The organism is Paenibacillus rhizoryzae (genome assembly GCF_059686995.1).
This window is the reverse complement of record NZ_JCAALT010000005.1, coordinates 240,707-265,823: the sequence shown is the minus strand read 5'-3', so window position 1 is coordinate 265,823 and position 25,117 is coordinate 240,707. Positions and strand designations below refer to the sequence as shown.

The 25,117-nt window shown below is 46.5% G+C and carries 18 protein-coding genes and 2 riboswitches; of the genes, 14 read left to right on the top strand and 4 right to left on the bottom strand.

The features are described 5' to 3' along the window. The first annotated feature begins 15 nt into the window (after positions 1 to 15). From AC6ESO_RS16730 to AC6ESO_RS16690, 9 genes are all read left to right on the top strand, one after another. Positions 16 to 1,440 (top strand): ABC transporter substrate-binding protein, encoded by a 1,425-nt coding sequence (locus AC6ESO_RS16730; protein WP_497092339.1) that lies wholly within the window; start codon positions 16 to 18, stop codon positions 1,438 to 1,440. 209 nt (positions 1,441 to 1,649) lie between these two features. Further along, a riboswitch (cyclic di-GMP riboswitch) is annotated at positions 1,650 to 1,742 on the top strand. 75 nt (positions 1,743 to 1,817) lie between these two features. Beyond that, positions 1,818 to 4,415 carry a right-handed parallel beta-helix repeat-containing protein gene (locus AC6ESO_RS16725; protein WP_497092338.1) on the top strand — a complete coding sequence of 866 codons (2,598 nt, stop codon included), beginning with the start codon at positions 1,818 to 1,820 and terminating at the stop codon, positions 4,413 to 4,415. A gap of 241 nt (positions 4,416 to 4,656) precedes the next feature. Next, positions 4,657 to 6,834, top strand: coding sequence for an NAD-dependent epimerase/dehydratase family protein (locus AC6ESO_RS16720; protein ID WP_497092337.1), 2,178 nt, complete (start codon positions 4,657 to 4,659; stop codon positions 6,832 to 6,834). A gap of 238 nt (positions 6,835 to 7,072) precedes the next feature. Beyond that, positions 7,073 to 7,720, top strand: coding sequence for a hypothetical protein (locus AC6ESO_RS16715; protein ID WP_497092336.1), 648 nt, complete (start codon positions 7,073 to 7,075; stop codon positions 7,718 to 7,720). A gap of 1 nt (position 7,721) precedes the next feature. Then, positions 7,722 to 9,548, top strand: a complete 1,827-nt coding sequence (locus AC6ESO_RS16710; RefSeq protein WP_497092335.1) for a DUF2194 domain-containing protein — start codon at positions 7,722 to 7,724, stop codon at positions 9,546 to 9,548. 17 nt (positions 9,549 to 9,565) lie between these two features. Beyond that, on the top strand, positions 9,566 to 10,990 hold the full coding sequence (gene pelF, locus AC6ESO_RS16705) for a GT4 family glycosyltransferase PelF (protein ID WP_497092334.1): 1,425 nt from the start codon (positions 9,566 to 9,568) through the stop codon (positions 10,988 to 10,990). Beyond that, entirely contained in the window at positions 10,966 to 14,067 is a 3,102-nt protein-coding gene (pelG, locus tag AC6ESO_RS16700; protein WP_497092333.1) for an exopolysaccharide Pel transporter PelG, read from the top strand. The genes pelF and pelG overlap by 25 nt, the downstream gene beginning before the upstream one ends. Further along, positions 14,067 to 14,777: a polyphosphate polymerase domain-containing protein gene (locus tag AC6ESO_RS16695; protein ID WP_497092332.1), complete on the top strand. Its 711-nt coding sequence runs from the start codon at positions 14,067 to 14,069 to the stop codon at positions 14,775 to 14,777. The genes pelG and AC6ESO_RS16695 overlap by 1 nt, the downstream gene beginning before the upstream one ends. An 18-nt stretch (positions 14,778 to 14,795) precedes the next feature. Beyond that, positions 14,796 to 15,476, top strand: coding sequence for a DUF4956 domain-containing protein (locus AC6ESO_RS16690; RefSeq protein WP_497092331.1), 681 nt, complete (start codon positions 14,796 to 14,798; stop codon positions 15,474 to 15,476). Between the two features lie 75 nt (positions 15,477 to 15,551). On the opposite strand, the gene AC6ESO_RS16685 is transcribed toward AC6ESO_RS16690, so the two are convergent. Beyond that, positions 15,552 to 16,964, bottom strand: coding sequence for a DUF4832 domain-containing protein (locus AC6ESO_RS16685; RefSeq protein WP_497092330.1), 1,413 nt, complete (start codon positions 16,962 to 16,964; stop codon positions 15,552 to 15,554). Between the two features lie 41 nt (positions 16,965 to 17,005). Further along, positions 17,006 to 17,992 carry a copper amine oxidase N-terminal domain-containing protein gene (locus tag AC6ESO_RS16680; protein ID WP_497092329.1) on the bottom strand — a complete coding sequence of 329 codons (987 nt, stop codon included), beginning with the start codon at positions 17,990 to 17,992 and terminating at the stop codon, positions 17,006 to 17,008. Between the two features lie 219 nt (positions 17,993 to 18,211). Here AC6ESO_RS16680 and AC6ESO_RS16675 point away from each other — a divergent pair, with 219 nt between their 5' ends. The 5 genes from AC6ESO_RS16675 (at position 18,212) to AC6ESO_RS16655 (ending at position 23,355) form a co-directional block, all read left to right on the top strand. Then, positions 18,212 to 19,627 (top strand): S-layer homology domain-containing protein, encoded by a 1,416-nt coding sequence (locus tag AC6ESO_RS16675; protein ID WP_497092328.1) that lies wholly within the window; start codon positions 18,212 to 18,214, stop codon positions 19,625 to 19,627. Positions 19,628 to 19,669: 42 nt separating this feature from the next. Continuing rightward, complete coding sequence (gene corA / locus AC6ESO_RS16670) at positions 19,670 to 20,620, top strand: magnesium/cobalt transporter CorA (RefSeq protein WP_497092327.1); 951 nt, start codon at positions 19,670 to 19,672, stop codon at positions 20,618 to 20,620. A gap of 60 nt (positions 20,621 to 20,680) precedes the next feature. Then, complete coding sequence (locus AC6ESO_RS16665) at positions 20,681 to 20,971, top strand: small, acid-soluble spore protein, alpha/beta type (protein ID WP_497092326.1); 291 nt, start codon at positions 20,681 to 20,683, stop codon at positions 20,969 to 20,971. 180 nt (positions 20,972 to 21,151) lie between these two features. Next, entirely contained in the window at positions 21,152 to 21,835 is a 684-nt protein-coding gene (locus AC6ESO_RS16660) for a response regulator (RefSeq protein WP_494821255.1), read from the top strand. Continuing rightward, complete coding sequence (locus AC6ESO_RS16655) at positions 21,832 to 23,355, top strand: sensor histidine kinase (RefSeq protein ID WP_497092325.1); 1,524 nt, start codon at positions 21,832 to 21,834, stop codon at positions 23,353 to 23,355. Before AC6ESO_RS16660 ends, AC6ESO_RS16655 begins: the two co-directional genes overlap by 4 nt. A gap of 27 nt (positions 23,356 to 23,382) precedes the next feature. Here AC6ESO_RS16655 and AC6ESO_RS16650 read toward each other — a convergent pair whose 3' ends face one another. Together AC6ESO_RS16650 and AC6ESO_RS16645 are read right to left on the bottom strand one after the other, a co-directional pair. Further along, complete coding sequence (locus AC6ESO_RS16650) at positions 23,383 to 24,012, bottom strand: cyclodeaminase/cyclohydrolase family protein (RefSeq protein ID WP_497092324.1); 630 nt, start codon at positions 24,010 to 24,012, stop codon at positions 23,383 to 23,385. Continuing rightward, entirely contained in the window at positions 24,009 to 24,878 is an 870-nt protein-coding gene (locus AC6ESO_RS16645) for a bifunctional 5,10-methylenetetrahydrofolate dehydrogenase/5,10-methenyltetrahydrofolate cyclohydrolase (protein WP_497092323.1), read from the bottom strand. Before AC6ESO_RS16645 ends, AC6ESO_RS16650 begins: the two co-directional genes overlap by 4 nt. 99 nt (positions 24,879 to 24,977) lie before the next feature. Next, positions 24,978 to 25,063, bottom strand: a riboswitch (ZMP/ZTP riboswitch). Positions 25,064 to 25,117: the final 54 nt, after the last annotated feature.

The following is a 25,117-nucleotide window of genomic DNA, read 5'->3' as shown; positions in this document are numbered from 1 at the left end:
TTAGGAGTGTTAACGATGAAGATGAAGTCAGCCAAGAAGATGAAAGCAATCAAAACCGGCTGTGTCAGCTTGGCGCTGGTGACGGCGCTATCGGCTTGCTCAAGCGGCAATGGCGGAAATGCGGAAGGGGAGCAGCCCGCCGTCAAAACCAAGGACGGCAAAATGGTCGTTTCCATCTCCGTCCTGAAGAATGACCGGTTTCTGGAAACGGCGGAGAAGCAGTTCGAGAAATCGCATCCGGATATCGATATTCAGATTCATGCTGCCATTGCAACGCCGGAGATGGGTAAAATGGTCACGAAAGTAATAGGCGGGGAGGAGAACCCGGCGGATGTAGAGAAATTCGTAAGCACCGTCAATACGGAGCTGATGTCAGGCAAAGGCGCCGACATTATTTCGGTGCAGGATTTACCGTTCAACAAATACGCGGAGAAAGGTCTGCTGACCGATCTTCGATCGCTGATGAAGGACGACAAAACGTTTAACATTCAGGATTACTACGAGGGCATTATGGATGCGGTGACTACTAGCGAAGGAAAACAGGCGGCTATGCCGGTGAAATTCTCGCTGGATATTATGCTCGGCAGTCATGCGGATCTTACGCAAGCAGGCGTTAAAGTCGACGACAGCAAATGGACATGGGCGGATTTTACGGACATTTCTCACAAGATCGCGAAGGACGAGGACGGTGATGGCAAGCCGGATCGTTACGCTTTGACAGGCATGACGAAGGAACAGCTGCTGAAGCTGATGGTCGAGTCGAGCTATGAGCATTATGTGGATACGGCAGGGAAGAAAGCATCGTTTGATTCGGGCGATTTTGCGGCGATGCTGGAGAACCTGAAGAGCTTGTACGACGATGGATTGATCAACGATCAAATGGTTGGCCCCGGTCAGCAATCGTTTGGTCATATGAATCTAATGATGCCGATGGAACTGGTGATGCTCCCGCAGATGATGTTCCAGGGCGATGGAGGCGGCGAGGTTTTCCAAACCCCATCCGGCGGTGAAGCGAAGGGCATGACGTTTGATAGCGATCTTATGCTTGCCCTGAATGCGAAGTCCGGCGCGAAGAAGGAAGCTTGGGAATTCATGAAATATTTGCTCTCTGCGGAGATGCAGGGGACGCCGGGCATGTTTGGCTTCTCGGTGCGCAAGGATATGACGGCAAAGCAGGTCGAGGAATCGATGAAGATGTTGACGAGCGGCAACATGAAGATGTCCAGTCCTGAAGGGGAAGTTACGCCTCCTACAATGACGGATGCGGACATCAAGAAGATCGTGGATATGATCCCGCGCATCAAACGTTACAGCGGCGAAGATAACGCCGTTATGACTATGGTGAAGGAAGAAGCGACGGCATTTTTCGAGGGCCGCAAGTCGGCTGAGGAAGCGGCGAAGCAGCTGCAGAACCGGGCAACGATTTATTTGAATGAGTAACACGTAACACAGCATTCCACTGATCTGGTGAATAGAAAATAGGAAATCTTCTCTAGTACAATGGAAGTGGCTTCTATTGTACTAGCGAAGATTTCTTGCTGTATTTGATAGAATTCAGTCGTATTTACTCATGTTTTTTGATTTCAATAGGTTTATTGCTCTTTAGTCTATGGACAAGGGTCGGATTTAGTCGTATATTGAAGAAAATACAACCGAAAAGGCATAACTTGGGAAACCAAGTGACGCAAAGCTATAGGGGCTTCGTTTGCAGCATGCTGCAAAAAAGCCAGCCAGTTACCGAAGTTACGATATCGTGCTTTTACAGATACCGAACTTAGGGTGTCTTTTTTTTTCGGTCAGAGAGGGAGTACTGTCCAATGATGGCTGTCAAAAGAAGAATACAAGGCCACAAAGTGAATCATCTTCCATTCTACAGTCTGATCACCCTTCTTATTGTTAGCTTGTTGTTTAATTTTGGATTCGCAACGAAAGTTTATGCCGATGCGCGAACGTTTTACGTGGCTACGACAGGGAACGACAGTAATCCGGGTACTTTAGACGCGCCTTGGAGGACGATTCAGAAAGCAGCAAACTCAGTACTTCCGGGAGATACGGTATTCGTTAGAGGGGGCGTATATTCCGAGTTTGTGTCTGTTAATGTGTCCGGCAATTCTACGGGGTATGTTACTTTTCAGAATTATACGAATGAAACGCCTATCATAGATGGTTCGGGTTTGATTGCGTCCGCAGGAAATCAAGCACTATGGTTGCTGTCGAATGCTAACTATGTGAGGATCAACGGATTTGAAATTCGAAATCTATCCGTATCAACCAATTCACTAGACCCTGCTGGAATACGAATCAAGAATGGCGGAAGCAACATTCAGTTACTAAACAATAATGTTCATGATATCAAGAACACTTCAACTTCGGGGAACGCCCATGGCATACATGTATTAGGAAACACATCGACTCCACTTACCGGTCTCCTCATTCAAAATAATGAGATTCATAATCTCGTTACAGGCTGGAGCGAGTCGCTGACGTTAAGCGGCAATATCGACGGATTCTCGATAACAAACAATAAGGTTTATAATAATAACAATATTGGCATTGAATTAGCCGGGTTTTATAATGCATGTTCAAACTGCATGGATCAAGTGCGTAATGGCATGGTAGCGGGAAATACGGTTTACGGTATCGATTCTTCCACTAACATAGCTTACGGCTCGAACGTTCACGCTGCGGGAGGCATATACGCTGATGGCGCGATGAACATCACGATCGAACGCAATGTTATATACGGCAATGATTTCGGCATTGAATTAGCCAGTGAGAAGCTAGGAAAAGCAACCACCAATATTACAGTGCAGAATAACTTCATTCACCATAATTATGGCGCAGGATTGTTGTTGGGAGGGGCAAGTTCCTCGAATGGCGGAGCAACTCTAAATAAGATATACAACAATACGTTCGTTGAGAATGATACGCTAAAGCAAGGTTATGGCGAGATTACTTTACAAAGCAATAATACGAATAACGTCATAGCCAATAATATTATCTACAACAACTCGCAGAAGATATCTATTAATAAAGTTAATAAAACGGGCTCGGGGAATATAGTGAATTTCAACCTGTATTATAATCCGAATGGGGCTGCCACAACGCAGTGGAAATGGGATGGAATCACTTATACTTCTTGGAGCACCTATAAGACGGCAACAGGTAACGATACCGATTCCTCCTTCACTGATCCTCTATTTATGGACAAAGCAAACCTGGATATCAAGTTGACAGCGGGTTCCTTGGGGATCGACAAGGGTTCTCAACAATACCTGCCTAGCAGCCCTGTCGATTGGAATGGTATGGCTAGAATTCAAGGACAAACTATTGATATTGGGGCGACAGAATTTGTCCCGATCGTACCGGATAAACCGACTGTAATTGAGGAAAGCATCGACTGGAACAAAGTTCCCGTACTAGCAGCAGGGACGGGGAATGCTAAGCAGCTTAAGGCATTTAAAGGAAAAACAGGATTGAATATTTCGATCAGTGGAACGAGCCTTGATAGCAAAAGTCAAATTTTCATTAATACCGATAGTAACAAGAGTACTGGTTTCGCGGCTCCTTATTGGACGGACAGCGGAGCGGAATTTTTATTGGAGAACGGTACGTTATATCGTTACGCAGAGAAGTCGGGAACCAATTGGTCCTGGACTAAAGTACAGCAGTATAAGGGAACTCCTCGATTTGTTGTATCGAGCAACCTCCTTGTGATCGAAATACCTTTCGCCGATCTGGGTGTGGCCAAAGATTCGACACTCAAAATCGGATACGTATGGAACGATTCGAAGACTGTCAAACTACCGGCTACAGGTAGTCTTCTGGAGGCTGCTGCACTGACTTTTGATTCAACATCAACACCAACACCAACACCAACACCGGAACCAACCCCGGAACCAACCCCGGAACCAACCCCGGAACCAACCCCAGCTCCTGCCGTTAATATCTTAATGGATGGGAAGGCCGATGATTGGAATGGGATTGCGATTGCAGGGACTGGGGCACTGATGGCCAAATCGTTAAAATTGTATAACCAGGATTCGAGTTTGTACTTGCTTGTACAAGGTGAGCAGCTTACATCAAAAGGCCAGTTCTATATTAACAGCGACATTCGCAGCGATACAGGGTATCAATTGAAGAATAACAGTATCGTTGGAGCAGATTACATGATTGAAAATGGAACTTTGTATCGGTACAGCGGTTCGGGAACGGACTGGGCATGGTCGAAGATGACTGATTATAAAGGAACGCCGAACTATGTGGTCACGGCAACCGTGATCGAAGCTCGCATTCAACTAAGTGATCTGGGAATTTCTAAGGGAAATACAATCAGTATCGTATTTATGAGAAGCGACAGTACTTCCGATCAGATCTTGAGAGAGGGCAAGGCTCCGACGTACACTTTACTGTAAACTGTAGGTGAACAAGCAGGAATATTTAAATACTCAAAAGATGACATAAACTCCATTCCTTGGAGTTTATGTCATCTTTTTATTTTGTGAAGATTTTATTTATATTTATAGTTCCATAGTCCCGTTTTCGTGTTTGGGAATATAGTATATCTTTACTATGTGTGCTAATATTAGTAATCGGTTCACCGAAACTTGACAAAACTTAATATAATTCGACTAAGGATTGGATGAGGTGGTAAATATGAAGGTTTTGATAACTGGTGGTTACGGTTTCATAGGATCTCATGTCGCGGATCGCTTTTATAAGGAAGGCTATGAGGTTTACATCATAGACAACCTGACTACTGGCACCGTCCAGAATGTGAATTTCAAACATAAGGGCTATCGGTTGTCGGTAGAAGATAAGAAATGCGAAGAAATATTCCGTTCGAACCAATTCGATGCGGTCGTGCATCTTGCTGCTCAAATTAACGTTACCGAATCTATTAACAATCCAAGATTGGATACTCAGTCCAATGTTTTGGGTCTTGTTAATATGTTGTCTCTGGCAAATAAGTACGACGTGAATAAATTTGTATTCGCATCTTCCGCAGCGGTGTACGGAATGAATGATGATCTGCCGATAAAGGAAAACGCCAAATGTGATCCGATTTCTCCCTATGGAATCAGTAAACACGTAGGTGAAGAATATTGCTTGAAATGGAGTCAGCTTTATGGACTGGAAACCGTTGTGTTTCGGTTTTCTAACGTATATGGACCACGTCAGGCTCATATCGGAGAAGGCGGCGTTATTTCCATTTTCATGGAGAACGCACTGGCGGGTAAAACATTAACGATTAATGGCGATGGAGAACAAACGCGTGATTTTATTTATGTTGAAGACGTGGCAGATGCCATATATCGGGCTTCGTATTCAGCACTTCAAGGTGTGTATAATCTATCCACGAACACACAATGCTCTGTTAATGAACTCGCAGGTCATATAGAGAGCTTGCACGAAGGGACTACCGCGGCATATATCGGGGACCGACCAGGCGATATTAAACATTCGGCACTTGATAATGCTAGGGTAAACAACGACCTGGATTGGGCTCCGCTTTATCGTTTTCAAGAGGGAATTAGCAAAACCTACAAATGGTTTTTAGAGAATCGTTCAAAAAAACCAATTGAGGCAGAGGTCAAAAAGACGGAGTCTGCAGCAAATCACAACATGGCTAAAAAGCTAAAACCATATGCTGAAAATTTGCTTGCTTTTGCCTTGATCGCTTGGTTAGGGTTAAGCAATTTTGATCAGACTTACAATTTTATTGATATGAAGGTATTCTATATCACGATTATTGGCATTATGTATGGCAACCGGCAGTCCATTACCGCCTCTGCGCTATCGATTGGTCTCTTGCTCTATCAGAAACTAATAGATGGCCGGGAACTTATTTCATTGCTTTACGATACGGACTTTTTCTTTCAATCTGCTGTTTATTTGTTCATCGGACTTGTAGTCGGTTATGCCATTGAAAGGAAGAACGGGGTCATTTCGTCCCAAGTACATAAGATCGAGGAGATCTCAGATAAGTACGAGTTTTTGAACGGGGTATACACGGAAGTCAGAGAAGTTAAGGACGAACTTCAACAGAGAATTCAGAATAGCGGCGATAGTTTCGGAAAAATCTATTCGATCACGAAAGAATTGGATAGCCTGGAGCCGGAGGAAATATTTAATTCCACAGTTAGCGTCATTGAGTCAATTATGGGAACAGATGCCGTTTCAATCTATACGGTTAACAATTATCGTAACTATTTGAGGCTCGTCGCACATTCGATCGGCGGTGAAACAAGATTAACGAAATCGATAAAGGTTGAGGATTTCGACTATCTTAAAAAGATGTTTGCTGAAGGTGCGATTCATATTAACAAGGAACTATATGATGGAATTCCACTCATGTCTGCGCCAATACAGAACGGTGGAGAAACGGTGGCTGTCATTTGCATCGACGGCGTTCAGTTCGAGAAGTTTTCGTTGTATCATCAGAATTTGTTTAAGGTTACCGTAGAACTCGTGTCATCGGCTTTATCACGTGCCTTCTCTTATGTGGAAGCGACTGAGAGCAGTCGTTATGTGGAAGGTACCACGGTGTTGAATAAAGAAGTATTCGCTTCAATTCTAGAAAGCAAGAAGCTTGCCAAAGAAAAACATCGGATCAACTACCTGCTTCTCTCATACCGTGGAGAGAATGTGGACAAGTCGTCGGAAATATCAAAGCTGCTAAGAGAGACTGATTATATCGGTATTGGACGTAATGGCGAAGTTTGGATTCTAATGTCAAATACAGCACTTAGTGATGTCGAAAACGTGTTTAAGCGGTTTGCAGATAAGAATATCGCTTTGACTTTGGTAGAAGAGGACGTTGTTTATGCTTGAACTGATCTTTGTACTCTATGTCATCCTTTCAGCAATTGCGATTCGGATTATTTATTCGTGCACGATACAGGAATGGCTTCTTAGATGGTTCATCGTGAGTGCACTGCCTGTAGTAGGGTGGTTATTTCCTATCTTTTGGCCGAAAAGTTGGTCTCGGCAGAAGGATGACGAAGCTCTAAAACAGATTTTCGAGTTTCATGATGAGCCCGAAGTCCATCAGGTGGGGATATATTCCAGAATGGAAGCAGAGAAGGAAACTAACGTCGTATCCATTGAGGAAGCGTTACTCGTCAGCGATCATATGGATCGCAGATCGGTTATGATTAACGTGCTCAAAAAAGACTCGATTCAATATATGGACATCTTACAAATCGCGGTAGGCAATGAGGATACGGAAACCTCGCATTATGCGGTCAGCGCGGTTATGGAACTGAAACGCAAGCTGATGCTGGCGCTGCAGGATCTGACCGTACAGTATGAGTCCAATAAAACAGATCCGGTCATTCTACGGGAGTATGCGGACGTGCTGCATTCTTATATGAGAAGCGGTTTCTTGGATGACAAAACCTTGCGGAAGCATAAATTTACTTACATCATGGTGTTGGAGAACCTTATTGCGGTTGCAGCCGATAATGAAACCGCATATCTTGAGAAGGTTCGGGCCGAGTTGGAAGTCAATAAATTAATCGAAGCGGAACAAACTGCCTTGCTCTATTTTGCGAGGTATCCGCAAAACGAGGAAGCCTTTCTTGTCTTGATGGAAGTTTATTTTTACATGAAGTCATACAGGAAGATGATGGAGACTCTTGAACAACTGAAAAGGTCGCCGCTTCGACTTTCTAATCGTGCACTGACTCTAGTAAGGTTCTGGTCTGAAGGAGCATGAAATGAGGAAAAGCTTTTATTTAAAACGAAATGTATATATCATGCTGATCGCAATTATCTTGCTGGCCATTGCCATTCAGATATCTCGCTCGCAATATATTTTGCAATTTAGCAAAAACACTCATTTGGTAGAAAACCATCGCATATTGAACCAAAATCCGAGCACGCCAGTCTCATTTAGCGGCCCAGCCTATTGCGTCGTTTATGATGACAGAGATGCCGGCAGCGTAAAAGTAAATAACAATATACTGCGCACTCTGCAGTATATGAAGAAGAAATCAGTCAGCACGAATATCGCGCAGCAATCCTTAGATCTAGATGGCTGTTCCGTGGCGATCATCACTAATTTCTCTCTGAGCGAGCTCGGGGATACGAACATGTTGTCTACTTTTGTGCACAACGGAGGTTACATCATGTTTGCGAGAACGATCGAGCAGGACGAGGCTTTCTTCCAGATCTACCGTAAAATCGGAATTACTTCAAGCAGCGACTCCATTCAAGTTGATGGCATAAAATTGACTTCGAATGTTCTGATCGGAGAAGAGGGTTTGGCAGTGGGCACTCCTTTTGTCCTCAACGAGTCTAATGTTGTTGAACTCGATGATTCGTCCGAAATTCTTGCGACAAGCGCGTCAGGTCTTCCGCTGTTATGGAGAAGCAATTATGGTAAGGGCGCATTTATGGTGCTTAATGGAACGCTGCTTATCGAAAAAATCAATAGAGGCATCTTTGCCGGCGCGCTTAGTCTGTTAGAAACGGATTTTATTTATCCGGTGTTTAACGCGGAGCTTATGTTTATCGACGATTTTCCGGCTCCCATAAGAAAAGGCAATTTGCCTTCCATCTATGATGAATACCATCGAGACATACCAAGGTTTTACCATGATATTTGGTGGCCGGATATGTTGAAGACGGCAACAAAAACAGGACTGAAATATACGGCGGTATTAATTCAGTCCTACAATGACCAAGTTTCGGGCAATTTCAGCTCGCCGATTGACGAGGAGAGGTACAATCTTATTTCCTATGGGCGAGAGGTTATGAAGAGCGGTGGCGAAATCGGAATACACGGATACAACCATCAATCTCTGCAAACAAATCAAGTGATTGCCGATAATTACGGTTACAAGGTATGGAAAAGTATAGACGAGATGAGCGCGTCAATAAAGGTAGCTTTAGCATACGCGAACAATGCGTTCCCTAAGTATGATATCGTTTCGTACGTTCCTCCGTCCAATGAGATGGATGCGGAAGGACGTAAAGCATTAAAGAAAGCATGGCCTAATTTAACCGTGATCTCTTCGATCTATGAAGAAGATGCTACCAATATGTCCTACATCCAAGAGTACGAAGTTGCTAAGGACGGCATTATCGAATATCCTCGTATGACGTCAGGTTACGTGGATAACGCGATAGGGCGTTGGATAGAAGCGAATGGCATAACTACACTTGGGGTATTCTCGCACTTCGTGCATCCGGATGACGTCATTTCGGAAGATCGCAACATGAATCTAACGTGGTCGAAGCTTTATGAAGGATTCTCGGAGAAGATGAAACGGGTTCAAAAGACTTATCCATGGTTACGCGCGCAGACGGCGGCCGAAGCAGCGATAGACATGGAGAAAGTATTGAACGCTTCCGTGACATGGGCTCGTGAAGGGGATTCGATTAAAGGCACGATCTCTAATTTCCAATCCGATAATTATTTCATCATGCGAACTAAGAAATCGATATTAAAGACAAAGTCTTGCGTCGTAACCAAAATTGATGATAATACGTTCTTAGTTAAGGCTAGTAAATCAAAATTCGAAATTAGACTGGACGGTTAACAACGATGAGAATATGTATGATAGCCGAAGGATCATATCCCTATATTACAGGCGGGGTATCCAGCTGGATTCACAGTGTAATCAATCAAATGCCGGAACACGAATTCGTTATTTATGCTATCGGCGCGCAAAGCAAGCAAAAGGGGATATACAAGTACAAATTGCCTGCTAACGTCGTCGAGATCAAGGAAGTATTTCTGGATGCCTACTTAGATGAAGAGGGAAGCTGGGGGCAACGTTTTCGGCTTACCGCGGAACAAACGCAAAGTATTCGTTCCTTGCTTGGCGGTGGAGAAGTCGTATGGCGTCACTTATTTGATGTACTTCGCACGAAGAAATTTCACATTGCAGCCGATTTCTTATCCAGTAAGGATTATTTCGACATCTTGGAACAATTGTGTCGGAACCAATATTCGCTAGTACCGTTTACTGAAATGTTCTGGACCGTTAGATCGATGATTTTACCTCTATTTCTAACGATTAGGCATGATATTCCGAAAGCGGATATTTATCACAGCGTATCAACAGGATACGCAGGAGTAATCGGAGCTTTAGCTAAGCATCTACACGGAGCGCCGCTGGTTCTGACCGAACACGGGATCTACTCCAGGGAACGAGAAGAGGAAATCATTAAGGCAGATTGGGTGAAAGGATACTTCAAAGACCTTTGGATTGAATATTTCTATACACTTTCCGGATGCGTATACCAGTCTGCCGATAAAGTCATTACGTTATTTAATCGCAATAAAGAAATTCAGGTTGAATTAGGTTGTGATGCGTCCAAAATCAGCATAATACCAAACGGTGTCAATATTGATACATTCGCGAATATCAAACAAGCGCCGGAAGATGACATTATTCGAATAGGGGCAGTTGTCAGGGTTGTTCCTATTAAAGATATTAAAACGATGATTCAAAGCTTTGCCCTGGTTAAACAGGAAATTCCCAAAGCGGAGCTTATCATTATGGGGCCAACTGAAGAAGATGAGCCGTATTATCAGGAGTGTTTGCAACTAGTAGAGGCACTTGGTGTACAAGATGTATTGTTTACCGGGGAAGTCCAGGTTAAGGACTACTTGGGTCAAATGGATATCTTGCTCTTGACGAGCATAAGTGAAGGACAACCTCTGGCGGTATTGGAAGGCATGGCCTGCGGCAAACCGTTCGTAACGACGAATGTGGGAAGTTGTAAAGAGCTCTTAAACGGCGTTAATGATGGTATCGGACTAGCTGGTTTGGTATCTCCGGTAATGAATTACGAACCGCTCGCGCTAAATATTATTAAGCTGTGCAAGAGCAAAGCCCTTCGTGAAGAAATGGGTAGAAACGCGCTTGAACGCGTATCGATTTATTATAAGCATCAAGAAGTTATTGCCAGCTACAAACAGCTGTACTCGGCTTTAGGGGAGGGAAAACGATGGCCGGAATCGGCTTTGAGTTAAGAAAATTATTCCGCGAGCAAGGACTGATTAACAACGTTAAGGCCTATGCGTTCTCGGCATTGACGACTATTGGTCCGATGATTCTTAGCATAATCCTCATCATTTCGCTGCAAAGGATGATGGATTATAACAACGGTACTTTCTTGGATTGGGAGCTGTATATTGCTACCGTGCAATATTGCTTTATTTTCTCCATCATCATAACTAGCGGTATTTCGCTCCTGTTGACCCGATTTATCGCGGATATGATTTTTCAGAAGAAATACAATCATTTGTTGTCTTCGTATTATGGGGCGTTAATTATTTCTTTGCCAGTCGGAGCCATTGTTGCCTATTTATTTCTGCAATCGGTCTCGGCCACGTTCGGATATAAGCTCGTCGCCTATTTGTTTTTTATGGAGCTTATCGTCGTTTGGATACAAGCCGTTTACTTATCCGCTTTAAAGGATTATACGCGTATCGTTCGGAGTTTTGCGATTGGCGTAGTCGCCTCTCTGGTTAGCGGTTGGGTTCTGTTGTCTTACACGGATTTGAATGCAACGACTGCCGCATTATCGGCTATCGATATCGGCTTCCTGCTTATTGCTACGATGTCGTCCCGACACTTTGAGCAGATATTTCCAAGGAGTCAAGGCCGATTGTTTTTTGAGTTTGTAACTTATTTGAAGAAGTATCCTTCTCTCTTCTTCATCGGTACGTTCTTTTACTCCGGTATTTACATTCATAGTTTCGTATACTGGTTCTCCAGTGAAGGGAATACGGTCCAAGAAGGGTTTAGAGTTTCCACTTTTTACGATTTGCCGGTATTTTATGCTTTTCTATCGGTAGTGCCTACATTGGTTACTTTCGTTGTATCCGTGGAGACTTCGTTCTATGAGAAATTCCGAATCTACTACAAACAAGTAATCGAGGGCGGAACGTATCAGGATATGAAGCGTGCGAAAGTCGAAATGCAAAGGACATTAATGCAGGAAATCAGCTTTCTTATGGAAGTGCAGCTGTTTTTCACAATCATCTCAATTGCAGTGGGAATGAAGTTTCTTCCGCAAATTGGTTTTTCGATTGCCCAGGTAGATGCATTCAATCTATTGGTTCTAGGTTACTTCCTTTTCATCATTATGTTCGTGTTCCTGCATATCTTGATGTACTTCGATGATCGGAAAGGCGTTCTTGTGATTAGCTCGTTGTTCGTTTTCTTAAATGCAGCACTCACCTATGTGTCTATTAAACTAGATAGCGACGGGCTGGGGATGCTTCTTGCTTCGCTTATTGCGCTGCTCGCGGCCATCGCCAGAATATTGTATGTATTACGTAATATCGATTATTATACGTTCTGCACGCAACCGATTCATAGGCGTTCCAAATCCTCGATGTTCGCGCGTCTTGCAGGGAAATCAGGTGCTATCGCCAGCGTCATCGTTCTGTCTGCCTCGATCTTAGCGGGATGCTCTGATGCGGCCAACGAACCGGTTGAATCGACGGAGCAGAATGTCGTTGCAGCGCCGACTGCGAATGAAACAAAGCTTGTGGAAGACAAACGTTTGTACGATCGAGATATTGATGATTCCATCAAGACGGTGTATATCACGGTATTACAAGATAAGTCGAAGAAAGCTGCGAAAGTGGATTGGTACGGCTTGAATAGGATGACGGATCGTTACAGCGAAGAAAGCATGAAGGTTATTATGCAAGAAGGTAACGCCAACGGCACGGGACCTGCTCCGGGAATGTTCGGATACGGACAAGAGAAAGCAAACGCCAGCATCAGCCTTCGCGGTAATACCGCTCGTTATGCTTCGCAGAAGTCCTATAAGATTCGCTTAACGGATGAAGCAGGATTATGGGAAGACCAGCGTACGCTGAACCTGAACAAACATTCATACGATTTAACGCGTGTTCTGAATAAATTAAGCTTTGACCTGATGGAGAAGATCCCCAACCTAACAAGCTTGCGGACACAGTTCGTTCATTTGTACGTGAAGGATTTATCCGGAGCTGGTTCTGCATTTCAAGATTACGGGCTCTATACCCAGATTGAGCAGCCGAATGAAATGTTCCTCAAATCGCATTGGCTGGATCCTTATGGGCAATTGTACAAAATCGCATTCTTCGAGTTCTTCCAGTACCCGGAATATCTAAAATCAAAAACAGATCCAACCTATGATAAGAAAGCGTTTGAAAGTCATCTTGAGATCAAGGGCCGCGAAGACCACGACAAGCTGCTTGCGATGCTTGACGATGTCAATAATATGTCAATGCCGATCGACGAGGTCATGGCCAAACATTTCGATTTGGATAATTATCTGACATGGCTCGCCGTAAATATTCTAACGGATAATATGGATACGGATGCTAATAACTTCTACCTGTATTCTCCGTTGAATACGGATAAGTGGTATTTTCTCCCTTGGGACTATGATGGAGGCTGGGGAGTACAACGCAACCTGAAAAGTATCAGCGACTATCAAGCTGGTCTAAGCAACTATTGGGGAAGTGTGCTTCACAATCGATTCTTCCGTTCGGAGAAGCATGTTCAATTACTGAAGGAGAAGATCGACGAGATTCACAGCAAATACATTAACAAGGACAGCATTACGAAACAATTGGAGCTGTATCGCGATGAGGTCAATCCTTTCCTAAACCAGGCACCGGACCAAAATTATTTGCCGGGGACGAAAGCGGAATTAGCGCAAGAAATGCTCGACATTGTAAACGTACCTGAGAAGGGAATCAAGCTTTTCCAGGAGGATTTGGAGAAGCCTAAGCCGTTCTATCTTGATGATGTGCAAAAGGATGGGGATCAGCAGCAGTTCTCATGGGGCTTATCTTATGATTTCCAAGGCGATGATTTGACCTACGAGATTAGTATCGCGCTGGACCCTGAATTTAAACAAATCGTTAAAACACAAAAAGGACTCGTGAAGACTTCCACGCTCGTTGCCGGTTTATCCCCGAACGTCTATTACTGGAAAGTCATCGCGAGAGACAGCAAGGGAAATACGCAAATCTCCTTCGATAGATATGATGATGGAGAAGGCCTAACTTACTACGGAATTAGGCAATTCGAGGTGAAATAATGGAATTTCAAGGCCAGAAGCTTCGGAATGAGTACAAGTATTATATCCATTTACATGAATATTTGACTCTTCGACATAGGCTGACCAATATCATGAAAATGGATGAATACTCGCTGGATGGCGAGGGGTACGGGATAAGAAGCCTGTACTTCGACGGCTTCCAGGATCATTCGCTTTATGACAAGAACAACGGCTTATTTAAACGGGACAAGTATCGCATTCGTATTTATAATGGACAAGACAATCGGATCACGTTGGAACGTAAAAGCAAATTCGGCGATTATATTGCCAAAGAAGGCGCAGCATTAAGTCGTAAAGAATACGATTCTCTATTAGCTGGGGATCCTCTATTTCTTCTCGAGAAAGACAATGCGTTATGCAAACAATTCTATCAAGCAGTCGCGAATCGCGCATTTCGTCCGACTGTAATTGTAGACTATACGCGTGAAGCATATATTTATCCGCACGGGAATGTCCGGGTCACCTTTGATAAAAGAGTATCCACGGGAGTGAATACGATTGATTTGTTCGACGGTAATCTGGCTCTGGAGGAAGCCATTTCCGGTCCGCTTACGGTTATGGAAGTGAAGTTCGATTCGTATCTTCCGGATTTTATCCGTAAAGTCGTACAACCCGATCATTTTGTCCGATCCGCGATTTCTAAATACGTTATTTGCCGCGAGTTGAAGTATAAGCACCATAAAGAGTAGTATGAAGGAGGGAACCCGGTGGGAGAGAACTTGAATTTTAGCGAGATTGTGAAGAAAAGCGTACTGAATCTCGAAGCTTTCCGTAACGTCTCTTATATTGACGTAGCGATTGGCATGTTATCTGCTTTTATTTCGGGCATGTTCATTTATTGGGTCTACAGAAAATCGTTCCGCGGGGTCGTATACAGCTATAATTACAATGTTTCATTCGTACTCATGACGATGATTACGGCATTAATTATTATGACGATCAGCACGAACATCGTACTATCTCTCGGGATGGTCGGCGCGCTCAGCATTGTGCGGTTTCGAACGGCGGTTAAGGATCCACTGGATATCGTCTACATGTTCTGGGCTATCGCTGCAGGAATCGCTTCAGGTGCTAAGCTATATCCGATCGCGTTGCTAGGCTCGGTCCTTATTGGTCTTGTGTTGTTATGGCTGTCCAGGAAAAAAATCAGAGAACAGCCTTATCTATTTATTGTTCGACACAACGAATCCGCGTCTAATGAAGTTAGGGAATGTTTGCGGAAATTGAATTATAAACTAAAATCCAAGACGGTAAGAAAAGAGTTTACGGAGCTGACGATTGAAATTCAACTTCGTGACGACAATAGTGCCTTCGTCAATGAAATTAGCAAAATTGAAGGCGTGCAGGATGCTTCGCTCATCAACTATTCGGGCGACTATGCACAGTAATTCCTAATCAAAACGACCGCGCTCAGCAGAAGAAACAGCTGATCGCGGTCGTTTTGATTCAGGCGTATTTCAAGATTAATCTTCATGCTTTACAAGCACGGTTCCGAGCATATATCGACCATCGTCCCGCTTGCCGGCATTGGCTAATTGAACACCGGGAAGCCCTGTCTCCGGATCTAATATCGCAGCGGTAACACGATAGTTTCCATGCGGCAGGTCGGAGGGAATTGGCAATTCAGCGAAGGCTTCATTATTACCGGGCAGCCATGAGCGAATATCGACATGTGTTGAAATCGTAGTTTGCATAGTGCCAGACTCATCGATCAGTCCGAGTTCAAGCGTCCAATAGAAGTAGAAGGGAGCAACGCCTCGATTGTTGATCTTAAGCTGCACATGCAGCGATGCTCCGGCGTTTAGTTCTTCTTCATGCGACTCCTCCGTAATGACGAAACGATAACCGATTGTGGTTAGAAATCGGTCAATGTTGTTTTGCATTGGGCCATCCAAGGGTTCTTTAGTCGGGGCATAGGGACCCATCCAGGATATATGTGTAAGTTCGGCTTCGCGTATGGCTTCTTCAATATTAGCATCCGACAGCAAAGTACTGCTGCTTGAGAACTCACCGCCGCTAGGCGCCTTAGTCCAGAAGTTAGGCATAGCAGGCTCCTCTTCTTGCGTCAACCAATTGGTATAGCCATTGGTATACCAGTCCAAGAATCCACTAATGGTATCTGTACGCTTGCCGAACGCATCATTGAACAACCCCATTTCATGTTCCTTAGCAATGGCATGCGGGCGGCGCATCATTAGCGGCTTCTTCGTGAAGAAGTCAATGTAAGGCTGGACATATTGATCAGCAATTACTCGTTTGGGAAAAGGAATATGCTTCTTCGTTTCATTGCCGTCATACGTATGCCATTCTCCCCAGTGCCCGATACTGCCAAGCTCAACAAAGGCAATCATAGGATCATTATTGTAACGTTCAGCGAGCTTCTGAATGAGCTGTTTGTGATATTGGATCAATTGAGGATGGTTGTAATCCGGACTAAAACCTTTTCCATAACTGATGTCATAGTTCGTCCCTTTCTTACCGATCTCCTCGTACAGCCATTGCGGAATATCCATATGAGCTTCTTCACTCGGATAATCCAGGACAACACGAATAACAAGCTTCACGTTTCGCTGCTTCCAAAGGGTGAAATTATACTTCTGTTCAACCGCTTCAAAAGCATAATTGCCTTTCGTTGGTTCCAGATCTGCCCAACTTATGTTGACATGTGCGAGGCGGAAGGGTTGAGTCGCATCGTCATATCGCGCATCCGCTACAAAACCCATATAGGGGTTATCCAGTACCTGGCCTGCTGTTTCCACAGGAATGAAGGATACACGTGGCGGTTCAGAAGAGGCGAATAGGAGTTTCCAAGAGAAGAAAGAGACTGCTAGCACGCCGATTAATGTGACTATGAGAATTACGGGTCGAAAAGTCAAGTGATGGCCTCCGCTATAATAGATTCGTTGAAAAAGTTCGCTTAGGTTACGATCTGAATGACTGCTGTCGGGCTTTCCCAGATGACGATAGCGCCTAGGGCTTCACTGATGAAACGGAGCGGCACGAAGGTTGTTCCGCTCACTAGGATTGGCGCTTTAGTTAGAGTAAGGCGGACACCGCCAACTGTTGCTTGGTTGCTGCCCATGACAATTTTAATGATCTTACCTGATTTGCTTGCCTTAATGGATTGATCTGCTGCATTCCATTTCACAGCTGCGCCGAGCTGCTCGAATATGCCGCGCAGCGGCACTAGCGTTGTTCCGTTCTGAACCAACGGCTTCTGCGCATAGAATTGCTCCAAGCCATTAATGAAGATACGTGGAGCCGTGGATCGCTCACGGATACCGATCATTCCAAACGATGGTGATGTGCACACCGCGTCTCCGGACGGAGCAGCCTTACAAATCATTGAAGTTCCGTCTGCATCGAGATCGGCTGGCTCCAGCTGCAACAGATATCGTATTCTTCCCGTACCATTGTTCAAAGAGTACCATCCGCCCAGATCGTCTTGTATGTACAAATGGCTGGCTAGATCCGTCTGGAGGGAACCGGGAAGGAAGCTTCTCCCTTCGGGAGGGCTATAAGTCCACGGGTGCGGCGTATTGGCTGATGAAATCATGCTGCCAGTAGCCTGGATGCCGGAAGGGATCGAAATGTGAACCTCTTGTGCCTTTGCCTGATTGGCTGTTTCGCCTGACGGAAGAATACCGACTCTGCTTCCCGCCTGTTTGTAGTAGAATGTGCTGTCAGCAGCGGCGTATAAACTGCTTGGCGAATCTCCGCCTACTACGTGCCAAGCGATGTCGAAGTGCTCGGAGCCGGTTAGCGATGCATGAATAGTACGATCGGCAATCGCAAATTGAATCGATTTTACCTGTAAGGGAGGTCCTTCTTGCGCAGCAGTCGCAGGTGAAGTCTGCAGCAGAAGGGGTAATGCGAGTAATAGAAACAATCGTATGTATCCCAACCGCATGCGTCCTTTCTATGAATAATTTAGGATAATAGGATAAGTTATCTTTTACTTTATCACACCAATAGCCAAAAAGAGGCTGAATGAACATATTTAAGAAAACTTTAAGAGTGCACTAATTGTAAGAAGCAACCATATTTATGTTAAAATTAGAGTCTAGCTTCTTTAGATTTTGGATCCATAGATTTATATTCGCAGGAGGATTAATAGAGTAGTATGAGAATCTATTGGTTTACACTCATCATTGTCATAAGTATTGGAGTAAGCCAGCTTGGGTTTGATCCTGGCCGCGCAGCAGCAGCAGTCACCGGGTCACCGAGCGAGTGGGCCAAGCAAGAAATCCAAGACGCGATTACGAGCGGACTCATCCCATATGGATTAACGAATAGCTATCGATTGGCACTGACGCGGCAGGAGTTTTGCGAAATGGCCGTTCAGCTCTATGAAGTGCTGACCGACACAAAACCGGCGAATCCTAAGCAGAATCCGTTTCGGGATACGACCAACTCTCGCATCGGACAAGCCTACGAGCTGGGCATCATTAAGGGAACAAGCCCAAACACCTTCTCGCCTAAAGCAAATGTGACGCGCGAGCAGCTCGCGCTTATGCTCTATAACACGCTGGACAAAGCCGGCTTCCTAACGAAGCTCCAAGAGGGGAAAGAAACGCCGCCGAAATTCGCAGATGACAAGCAGCTCGCCCAATGGTCGCGCGATGCGATCGGCATGCTGGCCGGCAACGGCATCATGAAAGGCAATGTGAGCGGCAATCAGCTGCGGTTTCAGCCGCGCGTGACGACGACGCGGGAGCAGGCAATCGTGCTGGTGTACCGGATTTTCTCGCGGTTTGGTACTTATTTTGTCAATGATGAGGAAGATCTGCTGGAGGCGGCCAAACAATCGCTTCCCGTTGCCATTCGGAACGAGCAGATGGCGGTAATCGACGCACGGGCAAGGGCGGTGCTGGCGGAGATCATCCGTCCGGGAATGACCGAATATGAACGCGAGCTCGCGATTCATGACTATATTTTGCAGCATACCGCTTATGATTATGAGAATTACGTGAACGATACCGTCCCGGCGGAGTCGTACTCTGTGTATGGGGTGCTGATGAATGGCGTCGCCGTATGCCAGGGTTATGCCGGTACGGCTGATCTGCTGCTTAGTATGGCGGGCATTGAATCCCATATCGTCATCGGTACAGCGAACGGCGGCAGCCATGCATGGAACAAAGTGAAGATTGACGGGGCGTATTACAATCTCGATGTGACGTGGGACGATCCGGTACCGGATGTGGCGGGGAGATTGAGCTATGGGTATTTTAATGTGACAGATGCCACGCTTCGCGAAGATCATGCATGGAAGGACACGCTTCCGGAAGCTACGGCAAATACGTTCAACTATTATGCGATGAACGGTCTCACCGTGAACAATCAAGCGGAGTTCGAAGCGAGAATTAGCACGGCAATCGAGGCGCGCGCAGCTTCCATTACCATTAAACGTACGTATAAGGATGAACAAGGGACAGGCGGCTGGGAAGCACTGCTGAAGAATTATAGCGAAATTATCGCATCCTATTCCTACACGATGGATAACAGCGGCGTTGTGAGCTTCAAGTTTAAGTATCGTTAATGCTACAATTAGGACAAAAATACGGACGGAGCCTCATGAACCATGATTCGAATTCTTGCCGTTACGAATGATCACCATATTAAGCGGTTGAACAAGCTGAAAGACTTGAACACCATCGCTCATCTAAAATGGTACTGGGTCGATTTCTGCGAACCGACAGGAGAAGAAGCGAAGCTGCTGGATGATTATTTTCATTTTCACCCGCTGGCGATCGAGGATTGCTTGCTTTACTTGCAGCGTCCCAAAATGGACCATTACGAGGATGTCCATTTCTTCGTGCTTCACGCGATTCACGAGCAGACGCTGGAGGCGTCAGAAGTGGATCTGTTCATCGGTCCGAATTTCTTGGTAACCTACCATCAATTGCCGCTCCATGAGGTCGACCGTGCTTGGGAGAAAATCATCCGTAAACCGCATACGGAAGCGCATGGCAATCTGCATGCCGCCTATATGGTGATCGATGAGCTGGTGGATCAATATTTTCCGGCACTGCAGGCAATCGAGGATCAGCTGCTTGAATTTGAAACGGACGAATCCGATGGATTCCGGACGGACCTCAGCCATGTGTTCAAAATTCGAAACAAGCTGCTGCGGCTGCGCAAAACAATTGTTCCTATGCGGGACCTGCTGTATCGTATCCTGAATAGCCAGAAGATCGAGGCTTTAAAGCATTATCATATGTTCTTCACCGATATCTACGATCATCTGCTGAAGCTGTCGGAGATGGTCGATTCGAATCGCGATATGACCTCGGATCTCCGGGACCACTATATGTCGCTCAACGCCAATCGGATGAACGCCATTATGAAAACATTGACGGTCATTACGGTAATCTTCATGCCGCTGACTTTTATTGCCGGCATTTATGGCATGAATTTCTCCAATATGCCGGAGCTCGGATGGCATGCGGGTTATTATATGGTGCTTGCGTTTATGGTGCTGCTCGGCATCGGCATGTTTGCATGGTTTAAGCTCAAGGGTTGGTTTGAATAGAGGCAGGAACCTTAGGGAACGGTAAGTTATACGACTCACCCCTAAGGAGGCGGCAGAAGAATGGCAAGAAGAAGTCGAAGAAAACATCTCGTACCGGGCGCTGATGCGCAAATGAGTGCATTTAAAGCGGAAGTGATGCGCCGGGAAGGATATGTCGTAAATCCGAGCAGGCCGGATGATGTCAAATATGAAGTAGCCAAGTCGCTCGGCATTCCGCTGGAGCATGGATACAACGGCGAATTGTCGACGGAGTCAGCAGGTCAAATCGGCGGGCAGATCGGCGGCGCGATGGTCAAAGAGCTTGTGCGCATGGCGCAGGAGAAGCTGGCACGACAGCACTCGGAGCATTAATGAAGGCCATCAATTATATATGCGCTTAACTAAACCATCAGTAGGTTACTGGTGGTTTTTTGTTTGCGCGCCGATCGGGAGGAGCGAGTTTTTCAGTATTTTTTCACAAACGATTCATACTGTTTTCATCTTCGTCGGTTATGCTGGAGATAACATGCTGAGTGGGATGGGGGATGGACGATGCCTGCCGCAATATTGGTGATCGAGGACGATTATTATATACAAGAGCTCATTGCTGAGTTTCTAAGGGCACAACAATATGAGGTGGATGTAGCGGGCGACGGATTGGAAGGCTGGGAGAAATTTCAGCAATCGTCGTATGACCTCGTTATATTAGATTTGATGCTGCCTTCCATGCACGGCTACGAGATATGCCGCCGCATACGCGAGCGTTCCGATACGCCGGTTATCGTATTGACGGCATTGAGCGAGGAGAAGGATCAGCTGCGCGCGTTCGAGGAGGAAGCGGATGATTACGTGACGAAGCCGTTCTCTTTTCACGTGTTGATGAAGCGGGTAGAAGCGGTTCTTCGGCGTACGCGCAGCGGGCTGTCCGGAGAGCAGCTGTTCGATGGCAGGCTGCGTCTGGATGCCGATGCTTACAAAATCTACGTTGATGGCAAGCTCATTGATACGACGACGAAGGAATTCGATATCCTGCATACGCTCGTACATAACGCCGGACGGATTATGACACGTGACATGCTGCTGGACAAAGTATGGGGCTACGACTACTACGGCGATTCCCGTATCGTGGATGCTCATATTAAGAATATCCGCAAGAAGCTGGGGATCTCCGTCATTCGTACGGTAAAAGGGGTCGGCTACTCGCTGGAATCTGAGCTGGCGTTGGTGGAAGGATGATCCGGCGCAAGGGAATACGGTTTAAGATCTTCATGGTTACGGCGGCGCTGCTTGTCGTATCGGCTTTGCTCATCTATTTGACCCTCTACTTCATGCTGCCGGGTTATTACAAGAACATCAAGCAATCCCGGCTTGAGAATGGAGTCAGCGAGCTGGTTAAGACGATCGATGGGAAAAGTGCCGAAACGGCAATTCCATTGATGGCTGAATTTGGACAGAGCCATAATGCAGCGATCATGATTCGCGATAAGGATGGGCAGGGCTATTATATCCCTCCGAATTTTCGCGGGATGAACAGCTGGCTGTCCAGGAATGCCAACTACCTGAATATGCGTAAGCAGATTGAAGCAGGCCGGGTGACGGATAGCCGAGACTTTAAAGGGCCTATCGGCGGCAATGACGGCAAGGGTCCGGTGCATATTCTTAGCGTAGAGAAATCCATTCGGTTCGCCGAGAGCAATGATACGTACACGCTTTATGTAGACGCTCCGCTGCAGCCGATCGGGGAAGCAGCGGAAGTCATCTTGTTGTTCTTGCCTTATATGCTGATCCCGATTCTATTGATAGCGGTCTGCGGTGCGCTCATCTATTCGCGATTAATCGCGCGCCCGCTTCTATCGCTTAATCAAGTGGCAAGACGGCTAGCCAAGCTGGATTTCTCCGTAACGAAGCCTGCGCTGAACACGAAGGACGAGCTTGGCGAGCTGTCGTTTAGTCTCAGCAAATTGGCGGTCAATTTACAGCTGACGATGGGTGAGCTGCAGGATGCGAATGCGCAGCTTAAGAGCGATATCGAGCAGGAACGTGAGCAGGAAGCGAAGCGGCGGGAGTTCGTGGCGACGATTTCCCATGAGCTCAAGACACCGATTACGGCGGTCAGCGGTCAGTTGGAAGCGATGATCGCCAATGTAGGCTCTTATCGCGACCGGGACAGATATTTGCGCCAATCGTATACGATCATGCAGGATATGGATAAGCTTGTGCATGAAATCTTGGAGCTGTCGAAGCTGGAGAGCCGGGATTTCCGACCGCTGATGCGCAAGGTGGATCTGACGGAATTGGTGCGGGAATCGATGAACAATATGAGCTATTTAGCAGATGTCAAACATATGAAACTGGAGGTCGAGCTTCCAGAGGAAGCGATGATCACGGCCGATGAACGGCTCATGTCGAAGGCGGTAGCGAACATCATTACGAATGCCGTTCAATATTCCGGGGATGCAGAGCGGGTTGTTATTCGGTTATCGGAGGAAGAGCCTGCCGCCAATGAGCAGCGCAATCATCGTTCGTGGTATAGGCTGGAAGTGCTGAACACCGGCGTGCAGGTGGAGGAATCGAAGCTGCCTCGATTGTTCGAGCCGTTCTACCGGGCGGAGCAGTCGCGCAGCCGCTCAACCGGCGGCAGCGGACTTGGTCTCTATATCGTAAGTAAAGTGCTTGATGCTCACGGCGCGGAATACAGCATCGCCAATACGGCGGAAGGAGTTCGCTTCAGCGTAAGGGTGCAGAGAGCGGCGTGAAGCTATAAAGGGATAAGGAACCGGACATTAGATTCTGTCGCGAACGACAGCTAATGTCCGGTTTTTGAGTTGTTCGATTTCAGCGATGAGAGCGGTGCGCTTCGTCGCATAATGAGCTTTAATTCCCTCATCCTTCAGAGCGGCTAGATTGATCTCCACCGTTAAGAGCGCAGATTGCGCAGCAGCTCCTAGGAGCAAAGCGCCGATACCGAGGTCAGAGATGACATGCGCGTTCGTGCAGGAAGCGATGCTCAGCGTCGAATGCAGCGCCGCTCTGCATACCTCCATTAGCCGAAGCGGAGCTTCAATGGAGGCAATGGTCGCATTATGCAGTGCCTCTTGGCGAACAGCCTTCTCAGACTCATTCTGTTTGGGCAGCTTCAGTGCATGCATATAACCGTCAAAAGCCGAAATGTCATCGGCGAGCAATGATTCGCATGCGGTGGAAAGGCGCTGCATCTCGTTCAATGCAGCGTTAACTTGAAGCTGAGCATCGGCGTACTTCTCCCCTTGCGAGAGATGGGCCGCCATCGCGGTCATGGCCGTGCCGAGCGCTGCGGCAAGAGCGGCGGCACTTCCGCCGCCCGGTGTCGGGTCGGCACTAGCTGCCTTCTCTAAGAAACGACGAATAGAATCATCCCACGTAACAGTTGTCATCGTGGCCTCACATCTCCTTGCGACATTTGGATATCGATCGCTTTCATCAGATTGCGAAATAAGACCGCGGTCGTTAACGTACCGACTCCCCCCGGAACCGGCGAGACAGCCGCTGCCACATCGACTAGATCCGAAGCGGCATCTCCGGTGATCGAGCCATCTGCAAGCTCGTTAATGCCCGCGTCGATGACGGTTAAGCCGGAATGTACCAGTTCCTTCGTAATCGTATTCGGTTTGCCAACCGCTACGATGGCGATTTCCGCATGTTCCAGATGAGCGGACAGTTCAGGCGTCCTGGAATGGCATACGGTCACGGTAGCGTGCTCGCGCTGAAGGAGATGAAACAGCGGAAGTCCGACTGTATGTCCTCTGCCTACTAAAGTCACGTTACGTCCTTCTAATTTGTAGCCGTAATGCTTGAGTAACCCGATGCAGGCTTGCGGCGTTGCAGGGTACAGCCCTGTGTCATTGCCGGTGTATACCGCCAGTTTATTGGAGGGAGTGACGCCGTCGATATCTTTGGCAGGGGCTATGCAAGCTTCAATTGCAGGAGCCGATAGATGCGCGGGTAATGGCAGCTCAAGCATGATGCCATGAACGTCTTCATCCTCATTAAGCGCGGTGATGATGCGCTTCAATTCCTCTTCCGAGACATCATTCGCGAAAGCATGGAGCTGGAACGAGATGCCTAGCTTCTCGGCAATCTTTTGCTTGGAACGGGCATAGTAGGCGGAGGCAGGATCGCCCTCAACTAGTAGTGTCGCCAGAGACGGCTGCTTTCCATTCTCTTTCCATTCCTCTACGCGGGCCGTTATTTCCGAATACACAAGCTCCGCTGCTTCCTTCGCTTTCAGTACAATGGCCATAAGCGATCTTCTCCTTCACCTGCAATAATAGAAAGCACGATCAGAAACGAAAAAAAGCATTCGCAAGCAGGCTAGTCCTCAGACATAGCCAGCCGCAAATACTTCTCCCCAGGCGAACGGTAAATTTCGATCCGCATGCTCCCTCGTGGTTCATTCCACTGATTTCGCCAGTTGCATGCAGCGTTATTTTCCTAGAGTGTAGCATGTTGGGGGCGCTTTGAACAGGTCAGTTGGAATGA